The sequence below is a fragment of the Cupriavidus sp. FW305-F7 genome, assembly GCF_058782875.1.
The window spans coordinates 90264-107155 of record NZ_JBYSYC010000009.1; the positions used below are offsets into that span (position 1 = coordinate 90264).

Consider the following 16892-nt stretch of genomic DNA (forward strand, 5'->3'; position numbering starts at 1 on the left):
CTCCTGAACGGGCAATAAGAAGAGCAACAACGCATGGCCACGCTGATTCCCGCGCTGGGTTCGGTCACTTCGCGCATGACCAGTGGAGAGAGACGCTTCGCCGAGCGTCTGGAGACAAAGCTGGAGGACGACTACCTGTGCTGGTATGACGTCGCCATCGGAGAGAAGACCAGGCATCCGGATTTCATCGTCTTCCATCCCAGCCGGGGTCTGCTGGTGCTGGAGGTCAAGGACTGGCGGCTGGATACCATCCGGGAGATCGACCAGCGCGATGTCACGCTGCTGACGGATCGCGGGCAGGTGCGGGAGATGACCCCCCTTGAGCAAGCCCGGCAGTACATGTTCTATGTCACCAACCTGCTGCAGCGTGATCCGCAACTGGTCTGGCCCAGCGGCTCACTGAAAGGCAAACCCTTCTTTCCCTACGGCTGCGGCGTCGTCCTGTCCAACATCACGCGTGCCCAGTTCGACAAGACCAACCTCGGTGACGTCCTGCCGCCGCACCTGGTGATCTGCCAGGACGAGATGTACGAGACGGTCGACGCAGAACACTTCCAGCAGCGCCTGTGGGAGATGTTCCCGGTCAAGTTCACCTTCAAGCTTTCCCTGCCGCAGATCGAGCGGATCCGCTGGCACCTGTTCCCGCAGATCCGCATGCCGGAGCAACGCGCGCTCTTTCCGGAGGATGCCGCTGAGCCGCTGGATATGCCTGACATCCTTCGCGTCATGGATCTCCAGCAGGAGCAGCTGGCACGCAGTCTCGGCGAAGGCCACCGGGTCATTCATGGCGTCGCCGGCTCTGGCAAGACGATGATCCTCGGCTACCGGGCTGAGCATCTGGCAAAGATCGTCACACGGCCAGTTCTCGTGCTTTGCTACAACAAGACCCTCGCGGCCAAGCTGGCGGCGACGATGATCGAGAAAGGCATCGAAGAGAAGGTCCACGTCTATAACTTCCACGCGTGGTGCTCGCGGCAACTAGAGACTTACAACATTGACCGGCCGAAGGGGCGCCCCAGCGATGCGCTGTTTGAGGAAATGGTGAATCGGGTCATCCAGGGCGTGGACCGGAAAGCGATCCCGGCCGGCCAGTACGACGCTGTGCTGATCGATGAGGGGCACGACTTCCGGCCGGAGTGGTTCAAGCTGGTCGTGCAGATGGTGAATCCCGAGAGCAATTCGCTGCTGGTGCTCTACGATGACGCGCAGTCCATTTATGGCGGCGCCAGGAAGCGCGGGATGACCTTTGCCAGTGTGGGCATCCAGGCCCGAGGCCGTACGACCATCCTCAAGCTGAACTACCGCAATACGCAGGAGATACTGGCCGTCGCACGCAGCTTCGCGGATGAGTTGCTGCGGCCGACTGAGGCAGCCGAAGACGAAGCGCCTACCGTGCAACCTGTCGGTGCTGGCCGCCGCGGCAACAAGCCGCTGCTAATCGAATTGCCAAACGTAGAGGCGGAAGCTGAGCGCATTGCGCAGATCCTGACTGACGAGAACCGGGCAGGCACGCCCTGGTCAGAGATGGCAGTGCTCTATCGCCATTGGGATACGGTCGGGCACGTCACTAGTGCGCTGACCCGGAAGGGTATTCCATTCGAATGCCCCCAAGTCACCAAGCGATTTACGCCCGGCGCGGACAGCGTCAAGGTGATCACCATGCATAGCAGCAAGGGGCTTGAGTTTCCGCTGGTGTGCATTCCGGCCACGGGGATGCCGCATAAGCATGATGAGGCGGATGAAGACGAAGCGCGGCTGATGTATGTGGCAATGACGCGGGCTACGCGGCAGTTGGTGATGACGTTTGGGGATGGGTCGCGGTTTGTTGGGAAGCTGCGGGACGCGGTTGGGCGCCTGCAGCAGTAGCTTGTTGGCCCACTGGAATTCCGTGCAGCGAGCGGCAAGGAACTTGGCGTTTCGGGGCGGCCTAGCTGGGCGCTCAGCTCCGTCCAATGGCGTTGCATTCGAGATGGTATCTCGCCGTCTATGCGATCCTAGAGGTGTCTTCTACCAGATCGTCTTCACGTGCGAGTACGCGCGGATTTTCTCGTCGCGGGTAACAAGCGGCACGGCCAGCTTGCGCGCCGTAGCAACGATCATGCGATCCGCGGGATCCTTGTGAAAGTCCCCCGGCAGGTGGACCGATTTGGTTGCAATCTCGGTATCGACGGGGACAAAGCTGATCGCATCGATGTCAGCGATCGTCGCCAGCCAAGTGTCGACGTCCATGGCCAGTACCAGGCGCTCGCGCTCGACCAGCATGGCGACTTCCCACGCGGAGATGGCCGACACGATAATCTGGCCATCCTGTAGCTCGCGATCAATCGCCGCCCGCGCGGGGTCGCTCAGTTCGTCGCTCCCAGTTGCCCACCAGACCAAGGCATGGGTATCCAGCACGATCACTGCCCGGCCTCCCACTCAACGTCCACTGGCTCCGTTGGTGCATCGTAGCGCAGCACGGTGCCGCGCAACACCTGAAGGGGGTCACGCTCCAGCCCGCGATAGGGACGCACTTCGAGTGTGGGCTTGCCGTGGTCCGTGACAATGACCGGATCGCCCGAGGCTTCGATCTGGCGGAAATACTCGAGCGCGCGCGCCTTGAACTCGGTCTTGGAAATCTGGTTGCCGGGCATGGATTGCCTCCCAGTCATTGCTACCAGTCAGGAATTTACGCCAAAATGACTATGCAAACAAGTCATTTCTCGACGCCGGGCAAACTGTGGTGGCAGACCGCCCTGCTCCGCATCGCTTTCTTCCAACGTCAGAAATAGGGGAAGTGAAATGCTCAGTCGTTCGTGCAAGATCACGCCAAAAGCAAAACGGGCTACGCAAGATTGCGTAGCCCGTTTTCAAATTCTGGTGCCGGCTGCAGGACTCGAACCCGCCACCTGATGATTACAAATCAACTGCTCTACCTGATGAGCTAAGCCGGCATATCTGGTGCAGACCGCGATTCTACTGCATTGCGGTCCGCTTTGGGGTGGCTTACTTCACCACTTTCAGTGCGGGCTTCTTGCTGCCGATGCGGGGCACCGGGGGCGGCGTGTCGTCGTCGCCGGGGCCGGTGTCGGCGGTGCTTGCCGAGGTCTCGGCTTCCACCGGGGCCAGCTTGGGCGGCGGGTTGTTTTCGCGCTCGGTGGCGGCCTGGGTTTCCGGCAGGCTGCGTTCGACCGGGAAGGCCATGCCCTGCCCGTTCTCACGGGCGTAGATGGCCAGCACGTTCTCGACAGGGACGTCGATCTTGCGCGAAACGCCGCCGAAGCGTGCGCTGAAGGCGATCCACTCGTTGCCCATATCCAGGCCGCTGGTGGCGTCGAAGCTGACGTTGAGCACGATCTCGTTGTTCTTGACGAACTCGCGCGGCACGCTGGTGTTGGCGTCGACGAAGACGGCGATGTACGGCGTGAAGCCGTTGTCCGTGCACCATTCATAGATGGCGCGGATCAGGTAGGGCTTGGTGGAGGTTTCAGGCATTGTGCTTCCAATGGCGCCGTGGTGGCCCGAGGGCGGATGCTTTCGGGCCGGTGCCGGTTAGCGGCGCATCACCTTCTCGGACGGGGTGAGCGCTTCGATGTACGCGGGACGGCTGAAAATGCGTTCAGCATACTTCAGCAGCGGCGCGGCGTTCTTCGACAGCTCAATGCCGTAGTGATCCAGGCGCCACAGCAGCGGCGCGATGGCGACGTCGAGCATCGAGAACTCTTCGCCCAGCATGTACTTATTCTTGACGAAGATCGGCGCAAGCTGCGTCAGGCGGTCGCGGATCGCGGCGCGGGCGCGTTCGTGGTTCTTCTCCGCGGCCTTGCCCTTTTCGTTCTCCAGCGTGTAGACGTGGGTGAACAGTTCCTTTTCGAAGTTGAACAGGAACAGGCGGGCGCGGGCACGCTGCACCGGGTCAGCCGGCATCAGCTGCGGGTGCGGGAAGCGCTCATCGATGTATTCGTTGATGATGTTCGACTCATACAGAATGAGGTCGCGCTCGACCAGGATGGGGACCTGGCCGTACGGGTTCATCACCGAAATATCTTCGGGCTTGTTGAACAGGTCGACGTCGCGGATTTCAAAATCCATGCCCTTTTCAAACAGGACAAGGCGGCAACGTTGGGAAAACGGGCAAGTCGTACCCGAATACAACACCATCATGGTTGGATTCCTTGGGCTTAGCCGAAGCAGGGTCGGACAGTAAGGTCTGACATTCTGCCAAAGTCGGCCACCAGAAAGCAAATTAGTGGCAAATAGCGCACTTTACTGGTGCGCTTCTGCAGGCTTTCCAAGGGAAAAGGCCAGGGGCGGTGCTGCTTTCGCAGCGGCCACCCCTGGCCTTTGTCCTGTCCGGGCCCGGATTCGGGCCCCTGGCATGCCTTACTTCACGTCTTTCCAGTACGCGGCGTTGAGGCGCCAGGCAAAGACGGTGAACACGCCCAGGAACAGCAGCACCCAGACGCCCAGGCGCTTGCGGTGGTTCTGCGCGGGCTCGGCCATCCAGTCCAGGAAGCCGACCAGGTCGGCGGTGGCCTGGTCGTACTCGACCTTGCTCAGCTTGCCCTGGCTCAATTGCTCGAAGCCGGCGAACTTGTGCACCTTCTCGCCGTGCTCTTCCACTTCCGTGAACTTGGCGGCGCGCTGGCCCTGCAGTTCCCACAGCACGTGCGGCATGCCGACGCTCGGGAACACCAGGTTGTTCCAGCCGGTGGCGCGGCTGTCGTCACGGTAGAACGTGCGCAGGTAGGTGTAGAGCCAGTCGTCGCCGCGGGCGCGGGCGATCACCGACAGGTCCGGCGGCTGCGCACCGAAGAAGGCCTTGGCTTCCTTCGGCTGCATGGCGATGGTCATGGTCTCGCCGACCTTGTCCGCGCTGAACAGCAGGTTTTCGCGGATCTGGTCGTCGGTCAGGCCGATGTCCTTGAGCCGGTTGTAACGCATCATCGATGCGCCGTGACAGTTCAGGCAGTAGTTGACGAACACCTTGGCGCCGCGCTGCAGCGACGACAGGTCAGCAGTGTTCACCGGTGCCGGCTCAAGGGGGAAGCCCCCCTCGGATGCCATGGCAGGCGCGCCGGCAAAGCAGGCGCCGGCCAGCGCGAGGATCGAAAGCAGCTTTTTCATCTTGTGTCCTTGTGCTCTTGTCGGGGTTCGCTTCGCTCAGTGCGGGTGGAACGTGACACGCTCCGGGACCGGCTTGAACTCGCCGACACGGCTCCACAGCGGCATGGTCAGGAAGAAGGCAAAGTACAGCAGCGTACCGAGCTGCGACACCTTCTCACCGACCGGCGACGGCGGTTGCACGCCAAGATAGCCGAGCACCAGGAACACCACCACGAAGACGGTCAGGATGGTCTTGTGGAAGGCAGGACGATAGCGGATGGACTTGACCGGCGAGCAGTCCAGCCACGGCAGGAAGAACAGGATCACCACCGAGCCGCCCATCACCAGCACGCCCCAGAACTTGGCGTCGATGAAGTAGAAGCCCACGGCCAGGATCACCGCGATGGCGATCGCGCCGACCTTGATGCGTGCGTCCTTGCTGCGCAGGAACACCATGCCGAGCAGCAGCGCGAAGAACACCCACAGGATCGGCAGGAAGTTCGACGTGGTGGCGCGCAGCATCGAGTAGAACGGCGTGAAGTACCACACCGGCGCGATATGCGGCGGGGTCTTCAGCGGGTCAGCCGGGAAGAAGTTGTTGTGTTCCAGGAAATAGCCGCCCACTTCCGGGAAGAAGAAGATCACGGCCGAGAAGAGCAGCAGGAAGCCGGCAACGCCCAGCGTGTCGTGCACCGAGTAGTAGGGGTGGAACGGGATGCCGTCCAGCGGGATGCCCTTCTCATCCTTCTTGGCCTTGATCTCGACGCCGTCCGGGTTGTTCGAACCGACTTCGTGCAGCGCGATGATGTGGGCAATGACCAGGCCCAGCAGCACCAGCGGCACGGCGATGACGTGGAACGAGAAGAAGCGGTTCAGCGTTGCATCGCTCACCACGTAGTCACCACGGATGAACAGCGACAGGTCCTGGCCGATCACGGGAATCGCCGAGAACAGGTTCACGATCACCTGGGCGCCCCAGTACGACATCTGGCCCCATGGCAGCAGGTAGCCCATGAAGGCTTCCGCCATCAGGCACAGGAAGATCAGGCAGCCGAAGATCCAGACCAGCTCGCGCGGCTTGCGGTACGAACCGTACAGCAGGCCCCGGAACATATGCAGGTAGACCACGACGAAGAAGGCCGAGGCGCCGGTCGAGTGCATGTAGCGCACCAGCCAGCCCCAGGGGACTTCGCGCATGATGTATTCCACGCTGGCGAAGGCCACGGGAATGCCGGCGGCGTTCAGCGTGGCGTCGGGCTTGTAGTTCATCACCAGGAAGATGCCGGTGACGATCTGGATCACCAGCACCAGCAGCGCCAGCGAACCGAAGAAGTACCAGAAGTTGAAGTTCTTCGGCGCGTAGTACTTGGAGAGGTGGTCTTCCCACAGTTGGGTTGCGGGGAAGCGGGCGTCGATCCAGCCCAGCAGGCCGGTCGTCTTGACTTGTTTTTCGGCCGCCATGATCAGGCTTCTCCTTTCTCGTCCTTGCCGATCACGATCTTGCTGTCGGTCAGGAACTGGTAGGGGGGAACATCGAGATTCTGCGGAGCCGGCTTGTTCTTGAAGACGCGCCCGGCGAGGTCGAAGGTCGACCCGTGGCAGGGGCAAAGGAAACCGGGATCAGTGCCGAGCTGAGAATTGGCACCGGGGCCGAAGGGGCCCGAAGGCGAGCAGCCCAGGTGGGAACAGATACCCACCACGACCAGGACGTCCTTGTGGTCTGCGCGCGAACGGGTTTCGTTCTTGCAGTACTCAGGCGTTTTCATGGTGAATGGCACGTCGGAATTGGGATCGGCCACCTCGCCGTCCGTCTTCTTCAGCGACGCCAGTTGTTCGTCCGTGCGCCGCATGATCCAGACTGGCTTGCCGCGCCATTCGACAGTCATCATCTCGCCTGGCTTCAGCGCGCCAATATCCGCCTCGACTGGAGCACCCGCGGCTTTGGCCTTCTCCGATGGTGCAAAAGTACTGACGAAAGGAACCGCTACCGCTACGCCTCCGACGCCGCCAGCGACGGATGTCGCGATCAACCAATTGCGGCGACCTTTATCCACGCTCTTCACGTCTTGCTGGTCACTCATTCCAAACCCCAGGGGAAGTCAATTTAGATTTTGCGTCAACCATAAAGTGTACCTTAGACACCAGCGCACTAGATAGGCAGAAAATGCCACGGCCATGCGCGATTATCGGACGTGCAACCCGGAAAGCGGCTTCGGTGCTTGCTTTCCGGTGAGTGATGCGGCAGGCTTCGAGCTTGAAACCGTTCATCGCTAGTGACAAGAAGGAGAACCCCCCATGGGCATGATCTCGGAATTCAGAACCTTCGCCGTACGCGGCAACGTGATCGACCTTGCGGTCGGTGTGATCATCGGCGCGGCATTCGGCAAGATCGTGGATTCAGTGGTCAACGACCTGATCATGCCGTTGGTGGGCCGCGTGATCGGCAAGCTGGACTTCTCCAGTATGTTCATCGTGCTGGCGGATCCCCCACCGGGAACACCCACTACGTTCGATGCCCTGAAGAAGGCCGGCGTGCCCGTCTTTGCCTACGGCAATTTCCTGACCATCGTTGTCAACTTCCTGATCCTGGCCTTCATCATCTTCCTGATGGTGCGTGCCTTTAACAGGATGCGCGCCGCGGAACCGGAAGCAGCGCCCGCCGCACCGCCTGAGGAAGTCGTGTTGCTTCGTGAAATCCGCGACAGCCTGAAGACCCGCTGATTGGTGCGCCATATGCGCGCCGAACCCGGAAGATAAAACGGCCCCGATGGGGCCGTTTTGTTTTGCGTCAGATCAGACGGGATTAGGAATATCGATAAACGTGTGGCGCAGGCCAAAGCGTTCGGCCACATGCTCGCCAAGCGAGCGGATGCCGTAGCGCTCGGTGGCGTGATGACCGGCGGCAAGATACGCCACGCCGCTTTCGCGCGCCAGGTGCGTGGTCTGCTCCGAGACTTCGCCGCTCAGATAGGCATCGACACCCGCGGCCACCGCGGCATCGAAATAACCTTGCGCCCCGCCCGTGCACCAGCCGACGGTGCGGATCATCTGGTCCGGCTCGCCGATGGCCAGCGGCTCGCGCCCCAGCACGCCACCAACGTGCGCGGCCAGCGCAGAGAGCGGCATCGGCGCGGGCAGCGTGCCGGTCCAGCCGAGCTGGTCGTCGCTGAAGCGGCCGGTCGGCGTAAAGCCGAGCTGCAGGCCGAGCTGGGCGTTGTTGCCGAACTCAGGGTGGTTATCCAGGGGCAGGTGGAAGGCGAACAAGTTGACGTCCGCGCCCAGCAGGCGCTTCAGACGCGCGTGCTTCTGCCCGACCACGCGCGCATCTTCGTTTTTCCAGAAGTAGCCGTGATGGACGAGGATGGCGTCGGCCCCCGCTTCGATCGCGGCATCGACCAATGCCAGGCTTGCCGTCACTCCCGTCACGACGTGTGTGACTTCCGAGCGACCTTGCACTTGCAGCCCGTTGGGACAATAGTCCTTGTAGCGGGAAACTTCCAACAGGTCGTTCAAGTACAATTCAAGCTCTTTTGTTTTCATTTTCTGCTCAAAACTCCAATATGTTGCGGCGCTTTTGGCTGTTCTTTGCCCAGGCTGTCACCGTCGTGCTGGCGGTCTGGTTCGTCGTGGCAACGCTCAAGCCTGATTGGCTGCAGAGGGGGCGCGTCGCGGTCCAGTCCGGTTCGCCCATCGTGGCGCTCAAGGAAGTCGTGCCCAACGTGTCCGGTCCTGCGGCCGAAGGGTCTTACAGCGAAGCCGCCCAGGTGGCCATGCCGGCGGTGGTCAATATCTTTACCAGCAAGAACGGCAACAAGCGCTCGCCCAACCCGCAGGCCGAGGATCCGTGGTTCCGCTTCTTCTTTGGCGACCGCCTGCCTGAGCGGCAGGAGCCGGTCTCCAGCCTGGGGTCTGGCGTCATTGTCAGCGCCGAGGGTTACATTCTAACCAACCACCACGTAGTCGACGGCGCCGATGAAATCGAGATCGCGCTGACCGACGGCCGCAAGGCCAACGCCAAGGTGGTGGGCTCCGACCCGGAAACCGACCTGGCCGTGCTCAAGGTGACGCTCAAGGACCTGCCCGCGATCACGCTGGGCCGGCTTGAGAACGTGAAGGTCGGCGACGTGGTGCTAGCCATCGGCAACCCGTTCGGCGTCGGCCAGACGGTGACGATGGGCATTGTCTCGGCGCTGGGCCGCAGCCACCTGGGCATCAATACCTTCGAGAACTTCATCCAGACCGATGCGGCCATCAACCCGGGCAACTCGGGTGGCGCGCTGGTGGATGCGCAGGGCAACCTGCTGGGCATCAATACGGCGATCTACTCGCGTTCGGGCGGCTCGCTGGGGATCGGCTTTGCCATTCCCGTGTCGACCGCCAAGCAGGTGATGGAATCGATCATCTCCACCGGCAGCGTGACGCGCGGCTGGATCGGGGTCGAGCCGCAGGACATGACGCCCGAGATCGCCGAATCGTTCGGCCTCGATGCCAAGGAAGGCGCACTGATCGCCGCAGTGGTCCAGGGCGGGCCGGCCGACAAGGCAGGCGTGAAGCCCGGCGATGTGCTGACCAAGGTGGATGGCTTGTCGATCACGGACACGACCGCGCTGCTCAATGCGATTGCCCAACTCAAGCCAGGCGTGGACATCAAGATGACCGTGATCCGCCGCGGCAAGGCAACGGACCTGACGGTGACGATCGGCAAACGGCCTCCGCCGCCGCGCCGCGCACTGCCGTTTGAAGAGGAAGAGTGAGGCTCGGCACGACACGGGCCTGAAGAAAGAACCCCGCCGCCTTGGCGGGGTTTTTTGTGCCCGGTGGCCAGGCAGCCCGCCGCGTCACGGTGATGCGACGGGAAACAATGGACCTGAGCGGCAGACACCGCGCCTCGATGGCATGGCGGCCCACATCAATGCCCGTGAGGGTCGTAGGCAGGGCAGCCCCTCGAATCCTGTCCACGTGCTGGCGGGCCGCAATCCGCGCCGGCAACGCCTTCCCGATCGTCAGCAAGACGAAGCAGAATTCCCTGCGCGCCGCGAGCCACCCGCTCCCCCTCCCTGCCCGGCTGCCGATGCGCAACATGACACGCGAAGCACGGCAACATGCACAACCCGGCCTGTGCCTGCTCTTGGCAGCCCCACAAGACAAGAGGCCGGCATCCTTACGGATGCCGGCCTCTTGGTTCAAGCCAATCCTAAGCGAGCTTACGCTCGCGTCAGATTAGAACTTGTGGCGCAGACCAACCACGGCGCCGAACTGGTTGTCACCTTCGCCGCTGGCGTTGGTGCTAACCTTGCCGAAGCCGTCCAGGCCCAGGTTGGAGTTGTTCTTGTTCAGAACGTAACCCAGGCTCAGGTAGGCATCGGTACGCTTCGAGAAAGCGTAGTCAGCCGAAGCCACGAAGCTCCACGGATCGCCCTTCTGGCCGCGGAAGTCTTGGTAGTAAGCAGCGCCGGTCAGCGACAGAGCCGGGGTCACTTGGTAGCCAACGCCCAGCCAGTACAGGTTCGACGATGCCTTGGCACCGGTGATAGCCTGGATGTTCTGGCCCTGGAACGGCAGCGCGCCCAGATCCACACCCTTTGCCCAACGGTAGCCAGCGTAGACCTTAGCCGGGCCGAAGCCGTACGAGCCAGCCACCGAAGCGCGGCGGATCGTAGCGTCCGGGTTCACGACCGTGCCCACGGCGTTTGCCGAAGCCAGGTTGACTTCGTCATAGGCAGCACCGACCGCGAACGGACCAGCAGCGTAGGTCAGGTTCGCGCCGAATTCACGGCCGAGCTTGGCCGAACCCGGGACTTCGCCCAGGGCGCCGGCGCCGGTGTTTGCACCAGCGCTGTACAGGGCGCTGGCGGTCAGGCCACCGAACGTGCCAATGTACTTGACCGAGTTGTCAGCACGGCTGGCGAAAGCGGCGTCCTGAGCGGTGATCGAGTACTTGTTCGAAATGGCCATCGGGTCGAACTGCAGACCGAAGTCATAGAACGGGGTCTGGTGACGACCCAGGCTCAGCTGGCCATATTGGCTAGCCAGACCGACGTAGGCTTGGCGGCCGAACAGGCGGTTGTCGTTACCCGACTTGCCGTCGTCCAGGTTGAAACCGCTTTCCAGCACGAAGACGCCCTTCAGGCCGCCGCCCAGGTCTTCCACGCCACGCAGGCCCCAACGGCTGCCCGACAGGTTACCCGAGGTCATGCGAACCACGTCGTGGCCATTCGGTTGGTTTTGCTGGTATTCGATACCGGCATCGACCACGCCGTACAGGGTTACGCTCGATTGGGCATAGGCGCCACCAGCGGCCAGAGCGGCGACGGCAGCAGCAAACAGTTTCATCTTCATATCGACACTTTCCTTGTCAACTGATTGGGAAATCTTGGTTGCCCAAGTACTTGGGCGACGCATTAACGTTCACGTCTGTTGCGTATTATGTGCCAGCCCCCCCGGCCGTCAGAAGGCTTTTTCGGCGTAAACCATGCCCACTGGCGGTTTTTGTTGTCGGGGAGCAACAGGAATGGGTAGAAAAATCCCCGTTTTGGTGCAAAACAGGGATGGCAGGCCGACAAGATCTCCTACCTCAGCCGAATTAGTCCGGCTGCGTTTCCCCTGAAGCGGTGGCTTCAGGTGCCGGGCGGCCCACAAAGCGCGCCAGCAGTAGTCCCAGTTCATAAAGCGCCACCAGCGGCACGGCCAGCAGCAGCTGCGACAGCACATCGGGCGGGGTCACGATGGCCGCGATGATGAACGCCCCCACGATTACATAGGGGCGGATCTGCTTGAGCTTTTCCAGTTCCACCACGCCAAAGCGCACCAGCACGATCACCACCACCGGCACTTCGAAGGTAATGCCGAAGGCCAGGAAGGTGGTCATGGCAAAGCTGAGGTACTTGTCGATGTCGGTCGACATCTCCGCCCCCAACGGGGCGTTGTAGTGCGCCATGAAATGGAACACCGTGGGGAACACCAGGAAATACGCGAATGCCACGCCGCACAGGAACAGGAAATAGCTGCTCGATACCAGCGGCAGGATCAGGCGCTTCTCATGCTGGTACAGGCCGGGCGCGACAAACTGCCAGATCTGGTACAGCACCCACGGCAATGCGATCAGGAAGGCCACCAGCAAGGTGACTTTCATCGGCACGAAGAACGAGCCGGTGACATCGGTCACGATCATCTTGCCGCCCTTGGGCAGCGACTCCATCAGCGGCGCGGCAAACAGGTTGAAGATGAGCGGCGCCCAGTAGACCAGGCTGACGAAGACCAGGATGATGCCGGCCACCGCCTTGACCAGGCGTTGGCGCAGCTCGACCAGGTGGGAAATAAAGGTTTCCTGCTGCGACTCGTCTTGCGGGTCTTGGGGATCTGGGGACCGGGTGTCGCTCATGGCGTGAACCGCTCAGCCGCGGGGGCTGGCAAGGGGGATCGATGGGGCCGCAACGCGGCGGCGCGCGAGTGCGACCAGGACTGCGGCCACGACGGCAGCGGCCGGAACGACGGCCGGCAAGGTGTTGCCGCGGCGCATGCTCACTCGAAGAAGGATCGGGATGGCCGGGTGACCGGCCGGTGGCGCTTGACCCGCGCCGCGCCTGACTGCACCCAGACGCGGACATTGTGCTGGCGCTTGAACCAGAGTGGGCGGGCGCCCTGCTTGACGCGCCAGCTCTTGCGCCCGTTGTGCGCCTTGTGGGCCGCATCCCAGCTTGGCACAAAGCCGCCACTGGCGTCGGCGCTGCCGCCGCTGGTTCCCTCGGCACCACCCAGGGCTTCGTTCAGCGCCTGGGTCTGCTCGCTGACTTCCTTGTGGATGGTGCGCTCGACATCGCGCGCGGCGTCCTCGAATTCCGTGCGCATCTTGCGCAGTTCTTCCAGTTCAACCTCGCGGCTGACCTCGGCCTTGACGTCGTTGATGTAGCGCTGCGCCCGGCCGACCAGCGCGCCCACCGTGCGCGCAACCTTGGGCAGCCGTTCGGGACCGATCACGATCAGTGCCACGGCGCCGATCAGCGCCAGCTTGGAAATGCCGAGATCAATCATGCGGACACATCATGCGGACAATATGCGGAAAAGCGCAGGCGCGGGACGACACGCGGGCAGCGAGGTTTGCGTAGAAGGGATGGCACACCGCCGGATTACTGCTGGCGGGTCTTTTCCTTGGCTTCGACGTCGATGGTGTTGGAGTCGCGCAGTTCCTTGGACTGGGCAGGATCGGCGGCCGCCTTGCCTTCGCCTTCCTTCATGCCATCCTTGAAGCCCTTAACCGCGCCGCCCAGGTCCTGGCCGATATTGCGCAGTTTCTTGGTGCCGAACACGAGCATGACGATCACCAGCACGATCAGCCAGTGCCAAATGCTAAACGAACCCATTTCTTGCTCCTGATGAAGCCGCGGGCGCAATCAGATATGCCCGGACCCGTTGTTCCGTCCCGTTATGGCCGCGCCGGGCGACGGTTGCCGGCGCAGCTTCTGCCCGGGGCGTTTCCGCCGCGGGCGCTCCCATGCCAAGGCTGCCCGGTCAGGGCAGCGGTGCCTTCCACGCGTGGCGCGGCCCACCCAGCACATGCAGGTGCAGGTGGTAGACCTCTTGCCCACCGTCCGGGCCGGTATTGATCACCGTCCGAAAACCGTTGGCACAGCCTGCCGCGCGCGCCAGTTCAGGCACCTTCAGCATCATTCTAGCAAGCACCGCCCCTTCGCCGGCGCCGCAATCGGCCAGCGAGTCGACATGCAACCTGGGAATAACCAGAAAGTGTACCGGGGCCTTGGGATGGATATCGTGGAAGGCCACCATGTCGTCGTCTTCATAGACCTTGCGCGACGGTAGCTGGCCGGCCACGATCTTGCAGAAGATGCAATTATCCTGAGCGTTCATGAAGATTTCATTGCGACGGCCGCGGCACCCACTGTCACTTTCGCGCGCCCGGCCTGCCCGGCATCAGAACTGCTGATCCGGGTACATCGGCTTGCTGTCATTCAGGTACAGCCAGCCCTTGACGATACGATACAGCATCCACAGCGACAGCACGCCCCAGACCGCAAAGGCCAGCGGTATCAGCACAACTGTCGCAAACAGCACCCCGCCCAGCACGCCCCACACCACCGACCACCAGAACGAGCGGATCTGCCAGGCGAAGTGCGAGGCATAGAGCGAACCGCGCGCGTCGTCGCGCTTGACGTAGTCGATCACGATGGCGATCAGCGCGGTGATGCCGCCGGTCAGCCAGAAGATCGCATACAGGGCATACAGGATGTGCAGCAGCTTGCGCAGGCTGCTCAACTGTTCGCCGCTTGGAGTGGTGACTTGCCCGGTGTAGTCGTTCGCCATCATTGCCCTTGGTTGGAAACCTGCCTTGCGGGCAGGCGGAAGACCGGCCGGCGCCTGCGCCAGCTAGTCCTTGCGCCGGGCCTTTTCCTCGAGGCCAGACAGCCCCTCGCGCCGCGCGAGCTCGTTGACCACATCCGCCGGGGTCAGACCGAAGTTGGCCAGCAATACCATGCTGTGGAACCACAGGTCGGCCACTTCATAGACCACCTTGCCGGCCTCGGCGCCGCTCTGCCCGGCGGCGCGCGCGTCCTTGGCGGCCATCACGGTCTCGGTGGCTTCCTCGCCGATCTTCTTCAGGATGGCATCGTCGCCCTTGCTGAACAGGCGCGCCACGTAGGACTTGTCAGGGTCGCCGCCGTTGGCGGGCTTGCGCGATTCCAGCACTTCGGCCAGGCGCGCCAGGACATCATTGCTGCTGAGTTGGGTGTCGCTCATGGCTTGGTGTAGATCTGGGCAGGGTCCTTCAGCACCGGCTCGACCGTGTGCCAGTCGCCGGCTTCCACATCGCCCTCGAACTTCTGGAAGAAGCAGGAATGGCGTCCGGTATGGCAGGCGATATTGTCGATCTGGGTCACCTTGAGCAGCACCACGTCTTCATCGCAGTCCAGGCGGATCTCATGCACTTTCTGCACGTGGCCGGACTCTTCGCCCTTGTGCCACAGGCGCTTGCGCGAGCGCGACCAGAATACGGCCTCGCCCAGCTCCACGGTGCGCTGGAGCGCGTCGCGGTTCATGAAGGCGAACATCAGCACGTCATTCGAGCCGACTTCCTGCACGATCACCGGCACCAGGCCGTTATCGTCCCATTTGACCTTGTTGAGCCACTTCTTTGCCATGATCAGATCCGCACGGGAATGCCCTCGCGGGCCATGAATGCCTTGGCTTCGCCTACGGTGTGTTGGCCGTAGTGGAAGATGCTGGCGGCCAGCACCGCGTCGGCGCGGCCCTGGGTGATGCCGTCGGCCAGGTCCTGCAGGCCGCCGACGCCGCCCGAGGCGATCACCGGCACCGGCACGGCGTCGCTGACGGCGCGGGTCAGTTCCAGGTCGAAACCACTCTTGGTGCCATCGCGGTCCATGCTGGTCAGCAGGATCTCGCCGGCGCCGCGCGCGGCCATCTCTCGCGCCCATTCGACCGCATCCAGGCCGGTGGCCTTGCGCCCGCCGTGGGTGAAGACTTCCCAGCGCGGCGCTTCGCCCGGGGCGGAACTGCGCTTGGCGTCGATCGCCACCACGATGCACTGCGAGCCGTACTTTGCGGTCGCGTCCGACACCAGCTGCGGATTGGCGATGGCTGACGAGTTGACGCTGATCTTGTCCGCGCCGGCATTGAGCAGGCGCCGCACGTCTTCGACCGTGCGCACGCCGCCGCCCACCGTCAGCGGGATAAAGACCTGCGACGCCACATCCTCGATGATGTGCAGCATCAGGTCACGCCCGTCGCTGGTCGCGGTGATGTCCAGGAATGTGATTTCATCGGCGCCCTGCTCATCATAGCGGCGCGCGATTTCCACGGGATCGCCCGCGTCGCGCAGCTCGACAAAGTTGACGCCCTTGACCACCCGCCCGTTGGTCACGTCCAGGCAGGGGATGATACGTTTGGCTAGCATGAGATTCCTTGTCCGCCGCCAGTTCCGGCCTGGCGGCGGCTGCGCCCGCGGCGCGTTGCCTTATTGCCCGTCGCGCAGCTTGTCCGCCAGTGCCTGCGCGGCGGCAAAGTTGAGATCCCCGGAGTAGATCGCTCGGCCGCAAATGACGCCTTCGACACCTTCGCCCTCGACGGCGCAGAGGTTGTTGATGTCGGCCAGGTTGGACAGCCCGCCGCTGGCGATCACCGGAATCGACATCGATTGCGCCAGCTTGACGGTGGCATCGATATTGATCCCCTGCAGCATGCCGTCGCGGCCAATATCCGTGTAGATGATGGCCTCGACGCCGTAGTCTTCATACTTGCGTGCCAGGTCCGCCACCTCGTGGCCGGTCAGCTTGCTCCAGCCGTCGGTCGCCACCTTGCCGTCCCTGGCATCCAGGCCGACGATGATATGGCCGCCGAAGGCCGAGCAGGCGTCCTTCAGGAAACCGGGGTTTTTCACCGCGGCCGTGCCGATGATGACGTACGACAGGCCGTCATCCAGCCAGCGTTCGATGGTGTTCAGGTCGCGGATGCCGCCCCCCAGCTGCACCGGGATCTCGTCGCCGACCTCGGCGATGATGGCCTTGATGGCCTCCTCGTTGCGGGGCTTGCCCACGAACGCGCCGTTCAGGTCCACCAGGTGCAGGCGGCGGGCGCCCTGCTCCACCCAGTGCCGTGCCATGGCGGCGGGATCTTCGGAAAAGACGGTGGCCTGGTCCATGTCGCCTTGTTTGAGGCGTACACACTGACCGTCCTTCAGGTCGATGGCCGGAATGAGCAACATATGCGTGACGAGCGTGGTTGAGTGATAGAGATTGAGCGAGACCGGCGCTGCCGGTCAGGTCGGGTCGATAGTC

General features: G+C 62.7%; 21 protein-coding genes and 1 tRNA gene. 3 read left to right on the top strand and 19 right to left on the bottom strand.

Going from position 1 to position 16892, the window contains the following annotated elements:
- Positions 1 to 33 precede the first annotated feature (33 nt).
- Entirely contained in the window at positions 34 to 1866 is a 1833-nt protein-coding gene (locus AC3WL8_RS10820; protein ID WP_153955128.1) for a DEAD/DEAH box helicase, read from the top strand.
- A 141-nt stretch (positions 1867 to 2007) separates the two neighbouring features.
- Here AC3WL8_RS10820 and AC3WL8_RS10825 read toward each other — a convergent pair whose 3' ends face one another.
- The 8 genes from AC3WL8_RS10825 to petA all read right to left on the bottom strand — a co-directional run bounded on the left by AC3WL8_RS10825 (position 2008) and on the right by petA (position 7166).
- The gene (locus AC3WL8_RS10825) at positions 2008 to 2403 is read right to left on the bottom strand and encodes a type II toxin-antitoxin system VapC family toxin (RefSeq protein WP_013958165.1); all 396 of its coding nucleotides are present in this window, start codon (positions 2401 to 2403) and stop codon (positions 2008 to 2010) included.
- The gene (locus tag AC3WL8_RS10830) at positions 2400 to 2633 is read right to left on the bottom strand and encodes a type II toxin-antitoxin system Phd/YefM family antitoxin (RefSeq protein ID WP_013958166.1); all 234 of its coding nucleotides are present in this window, start codon (positions 2631 to 2633) and stop codon (positions 2400 to 2402) included. Before AC3WL8_RS10830 ends, AC3WL8_RS10825 begins: the two co-directional genes overlap by 4 nt.
- A gap of 224 nt (positions 2634 to 2857) precedes the next feature.
- Positions 2858 to 2933: transfer RNA gene (locus tag AC3WL8_RS10835), tRNA-Thr, on the bottom strand.
- Positions 2934 to 2985: 52 nt separating this feature from the next.
- Complete coding sequence (locus AC3WL8_RS10840; RefSeq protein ID WP_013958186.1) at positions 2986 to 3474, bottom strand: ClpXP protease specificity-enhancing factor; 489 nt, start codon at positions 3472 to 3474, stop codon at positions 2986 to 2988.
- A 57-nt stretch (positions 3475 to 3531) separates the two neighbouring features.
- A complete protein-coding gene (locus AC3WL8_RS10845) occupies positions 3532 to 4143 on the bottom strand; it encodes a glutathione S-transferase N-terminal domain-containing protein (protein WP_010812311.1) in 612 nt (203 codons plus the stop codon).
- 219 nt (positions 4144 to 4362) lie between these two features.
- The gene (locus AC3WL8_RS10850; protein ID WP_013958187.1) at positions 4363 to 5106 is read right to left on the bottom strand and encodes a cytochrome c1; all 744 of its coding nucleotides are present in this window, start codon (positions 5104 to 5106) and stop codon (positions 4363 to 4365) included.
- Between the two features lie 36 nt (positions 5107 to 5142).
- Positions 5143 to 6546, bottom strand: coding sequence for a cytochrome b (locus tag AC3WL8_RS10855; protein WP_013958188.1), 1404 nt, complete (start codon positions 6544 to 6546; stop codon positions 5143 to 5145).
- Positions 6547 to 6548: 2 nt separating this feature from the next.
- Positions 6549 to 7166, bottom strand: a complete 618-nt coding sequence (gene petA, locus AC3WL8_RS10860; RefSeq protein WP_013958189.1) for a ubiquinol-cytochrome c reductase iron-sulfur subunit — start codon at positions 7164 to 7166, stop codon at positions 6549 to 6551.
- A 214-nt stretch (positions 7167 to 7380) separates the two neighbouring features.
- On the opposite strand from petA, the gene mscL reads away from it, so the two are divergent.
- The gene (gene mscL / locus AC3WL8_RS10865) at positions 7381 to 7806 is read left to right on the top strand and encodes a large conductance mechanosensitive channel protein MscL (RefSeq protein WP_153955127.1); all 426 of its coding nucleotides are present in this window, start codon (positions 7381 to 7383) and stop codon (positions 7804 to 7806) included.
- 72 nt (positions 7807 to 7878) lie between these two features.
- Here the strand turns inward: mscL and AC3WL8_RS10870 are convergent, their stop codons facing one another.
- Positions 7879 to 8625, bottom strand: a complete 747-nt coding sequence (locus AC3WL8_RS10870) for a Nif3-like dinuclear metal center hexameric protein (protein ID WP_013958190.1) — start codon at positions 8623 to 8625, stop codon at positions 7879 to 7881.
- A gap of 20 nt (positions 8626 to 8645) precedes the next feature.
- Between AC3WL8_RS10870 and AC3WL8_RS10875 the strand changes: the two genes are divergently transcribed.
- Entirely contained in the window at positions 8646 to 9839 is a 1194-nt protein-coding gene (locus AC3WL8_RS10875) for a Do family serine endopeptidase (RefSeq protein WP_013958191.1), read from the top strand.
- Positions 9840 to 10305: 466 nt separating this feature from the next.
- Here AC3WL8_RS10875 and AC3WL8_RS10880 read toward each other — a convergent pair whose 3' ends face one another.
- The 10 genes from AC3WL8_RS10880 to hisA all read right to left on the bottom strand — a co-directional run bounded on the left by AC3WL8_RS10880 (position 10306) and on the right by hisA (position 16819).
- Entirely contained in the window at positions 10306 to 11424 is a 1119-nt protein-coding gene (locus tag AC3WL8_RS10880) for a porin (RefSeq protein WP_041228196.1), read from the bottom strand.
- Positions 11425 to 11668: 244 nt separating this feature from the next.
- Positions 11669 to 12466 carry a twin-arginine translocase subunit TatC gene (tatC, locus tag AC3WL8_RS10885; protein ID WP_153955126.1) on the bottom strand — a complete coding sequence of 266 codons (798 nt, stop codon included), beginning with the start codon at positions 12464 to 12466 and terminating at the stop codon, positions 11669 to 11671.
- A gap of 140 nt (positions 12467 to 12606) precedes the next feature.
- Positions 12607 to 13116, bottom strand: coding sequence for a Sec-independent protein translocase protein TatB (tatB, locus tag AC3WL8_RS10890; RefSeq protein ID WP_013958195.1), 510 nt, complete (start codon positions 13114 to 13116; stop codon positions 12607 to 12609).
- A 95-nt stretch (positions 13117 to 13211) separates the two neighbouring features.
- A complete protein-coding gene (gene tatA / locus AC3WL8_RS10895) occupies positions 13212 to 13445 on the bottom strand; it encodes a Sec-independent protein translocase subunit TatA (protein WP_492378265.1) in 234 nt (77 codons plus the stop codon).
- Between the two features lie 148 nt (positions 13446 to 13593).
- Positions 13594 to 13950, bottom strand: a complete 357-nt coding sequence (locus AC3WL8_RS10900) for a histidine triad nucleotide-binding protein (RefSeq protein WP_013958197.1) — start codon at positions 13948 to 13950, stop codon at positions 13594 to 13596.
- Positions 13951 to 14013: 63 nt separating this feature from the next.
- The gene (locus AC3WL8_RS10905; RefSeq protein WP_041228198.1) at positions 14014 to 14406 is read right to left on the bottom strand and encodes a DUF4870 family protein; all 393 of its coding nucleotides are present in this window, start codon (positions 14404 to 14406) and stop codon (positions 14014 to 14016) included.
- A 60-nt stretch (positions 14407 to 14466) separates the two neighbouring features.
- Positions 14467 to 14838, bottom strand: coding sequence for a phosphoribosyl-ATP diphosphatase (locus AC3WL8_RS10910; RefSeq protein WP_013958199.1), 372 nt, complete (start codon positions 14836 to 14838; stop codon positions 14467 to 14469).
- Positions 14835 to 15239 (bottom strand): phosphoribosyl-AMP cyclohydrolase, encoded by a 405-nt coding sequence (gene hisI / locus AC3WL8_RS10915; RefSeq protein ID WP_013958200.1) that lies wholly within the window; start codon positions 15237 to 15239, stop codon positions 14835 to 14837. The genes AC3WL8_RS10910 and hisI overlap by 4 nt, the downstream gene beginning before the upstream one ends.
- A 2-nt stretch (positions 15240 to 15241) precedes the next feature.
- Positions 15242 to 16012 carry an imidazole glycerol phosphate synthase subunit HisF gene (hisF, locus tag AC3WL8_RS10920; RefSeq protein ID WP_013958201.1) on the bottom strand — a complete coding sequence of 257 codons (771 nt, stop codon included), beginning with the start codon at positions 16010 to 16012 and terminating at the stop codon, positions 15242 to 15244.
- Between the two features lie 60 nt (positions 16013 to 16072).
- A complete protein-coding gene (gene hisA / locus AC3WL8_RS10925) occupies positions 16073 to 16819 on the bottom strand; it encodes a 1-(5-phosphoribosyl)-5-[(5-phosphoribosylamino)methylideneamino]imidazole-4-carboxamide isomerase (RefSeq protein ID WP_153955125.1) in 747 nt (248 codons plus the stop codon).
- Positions 16820 to 16892: the final 73 nt, after the last annotated feature.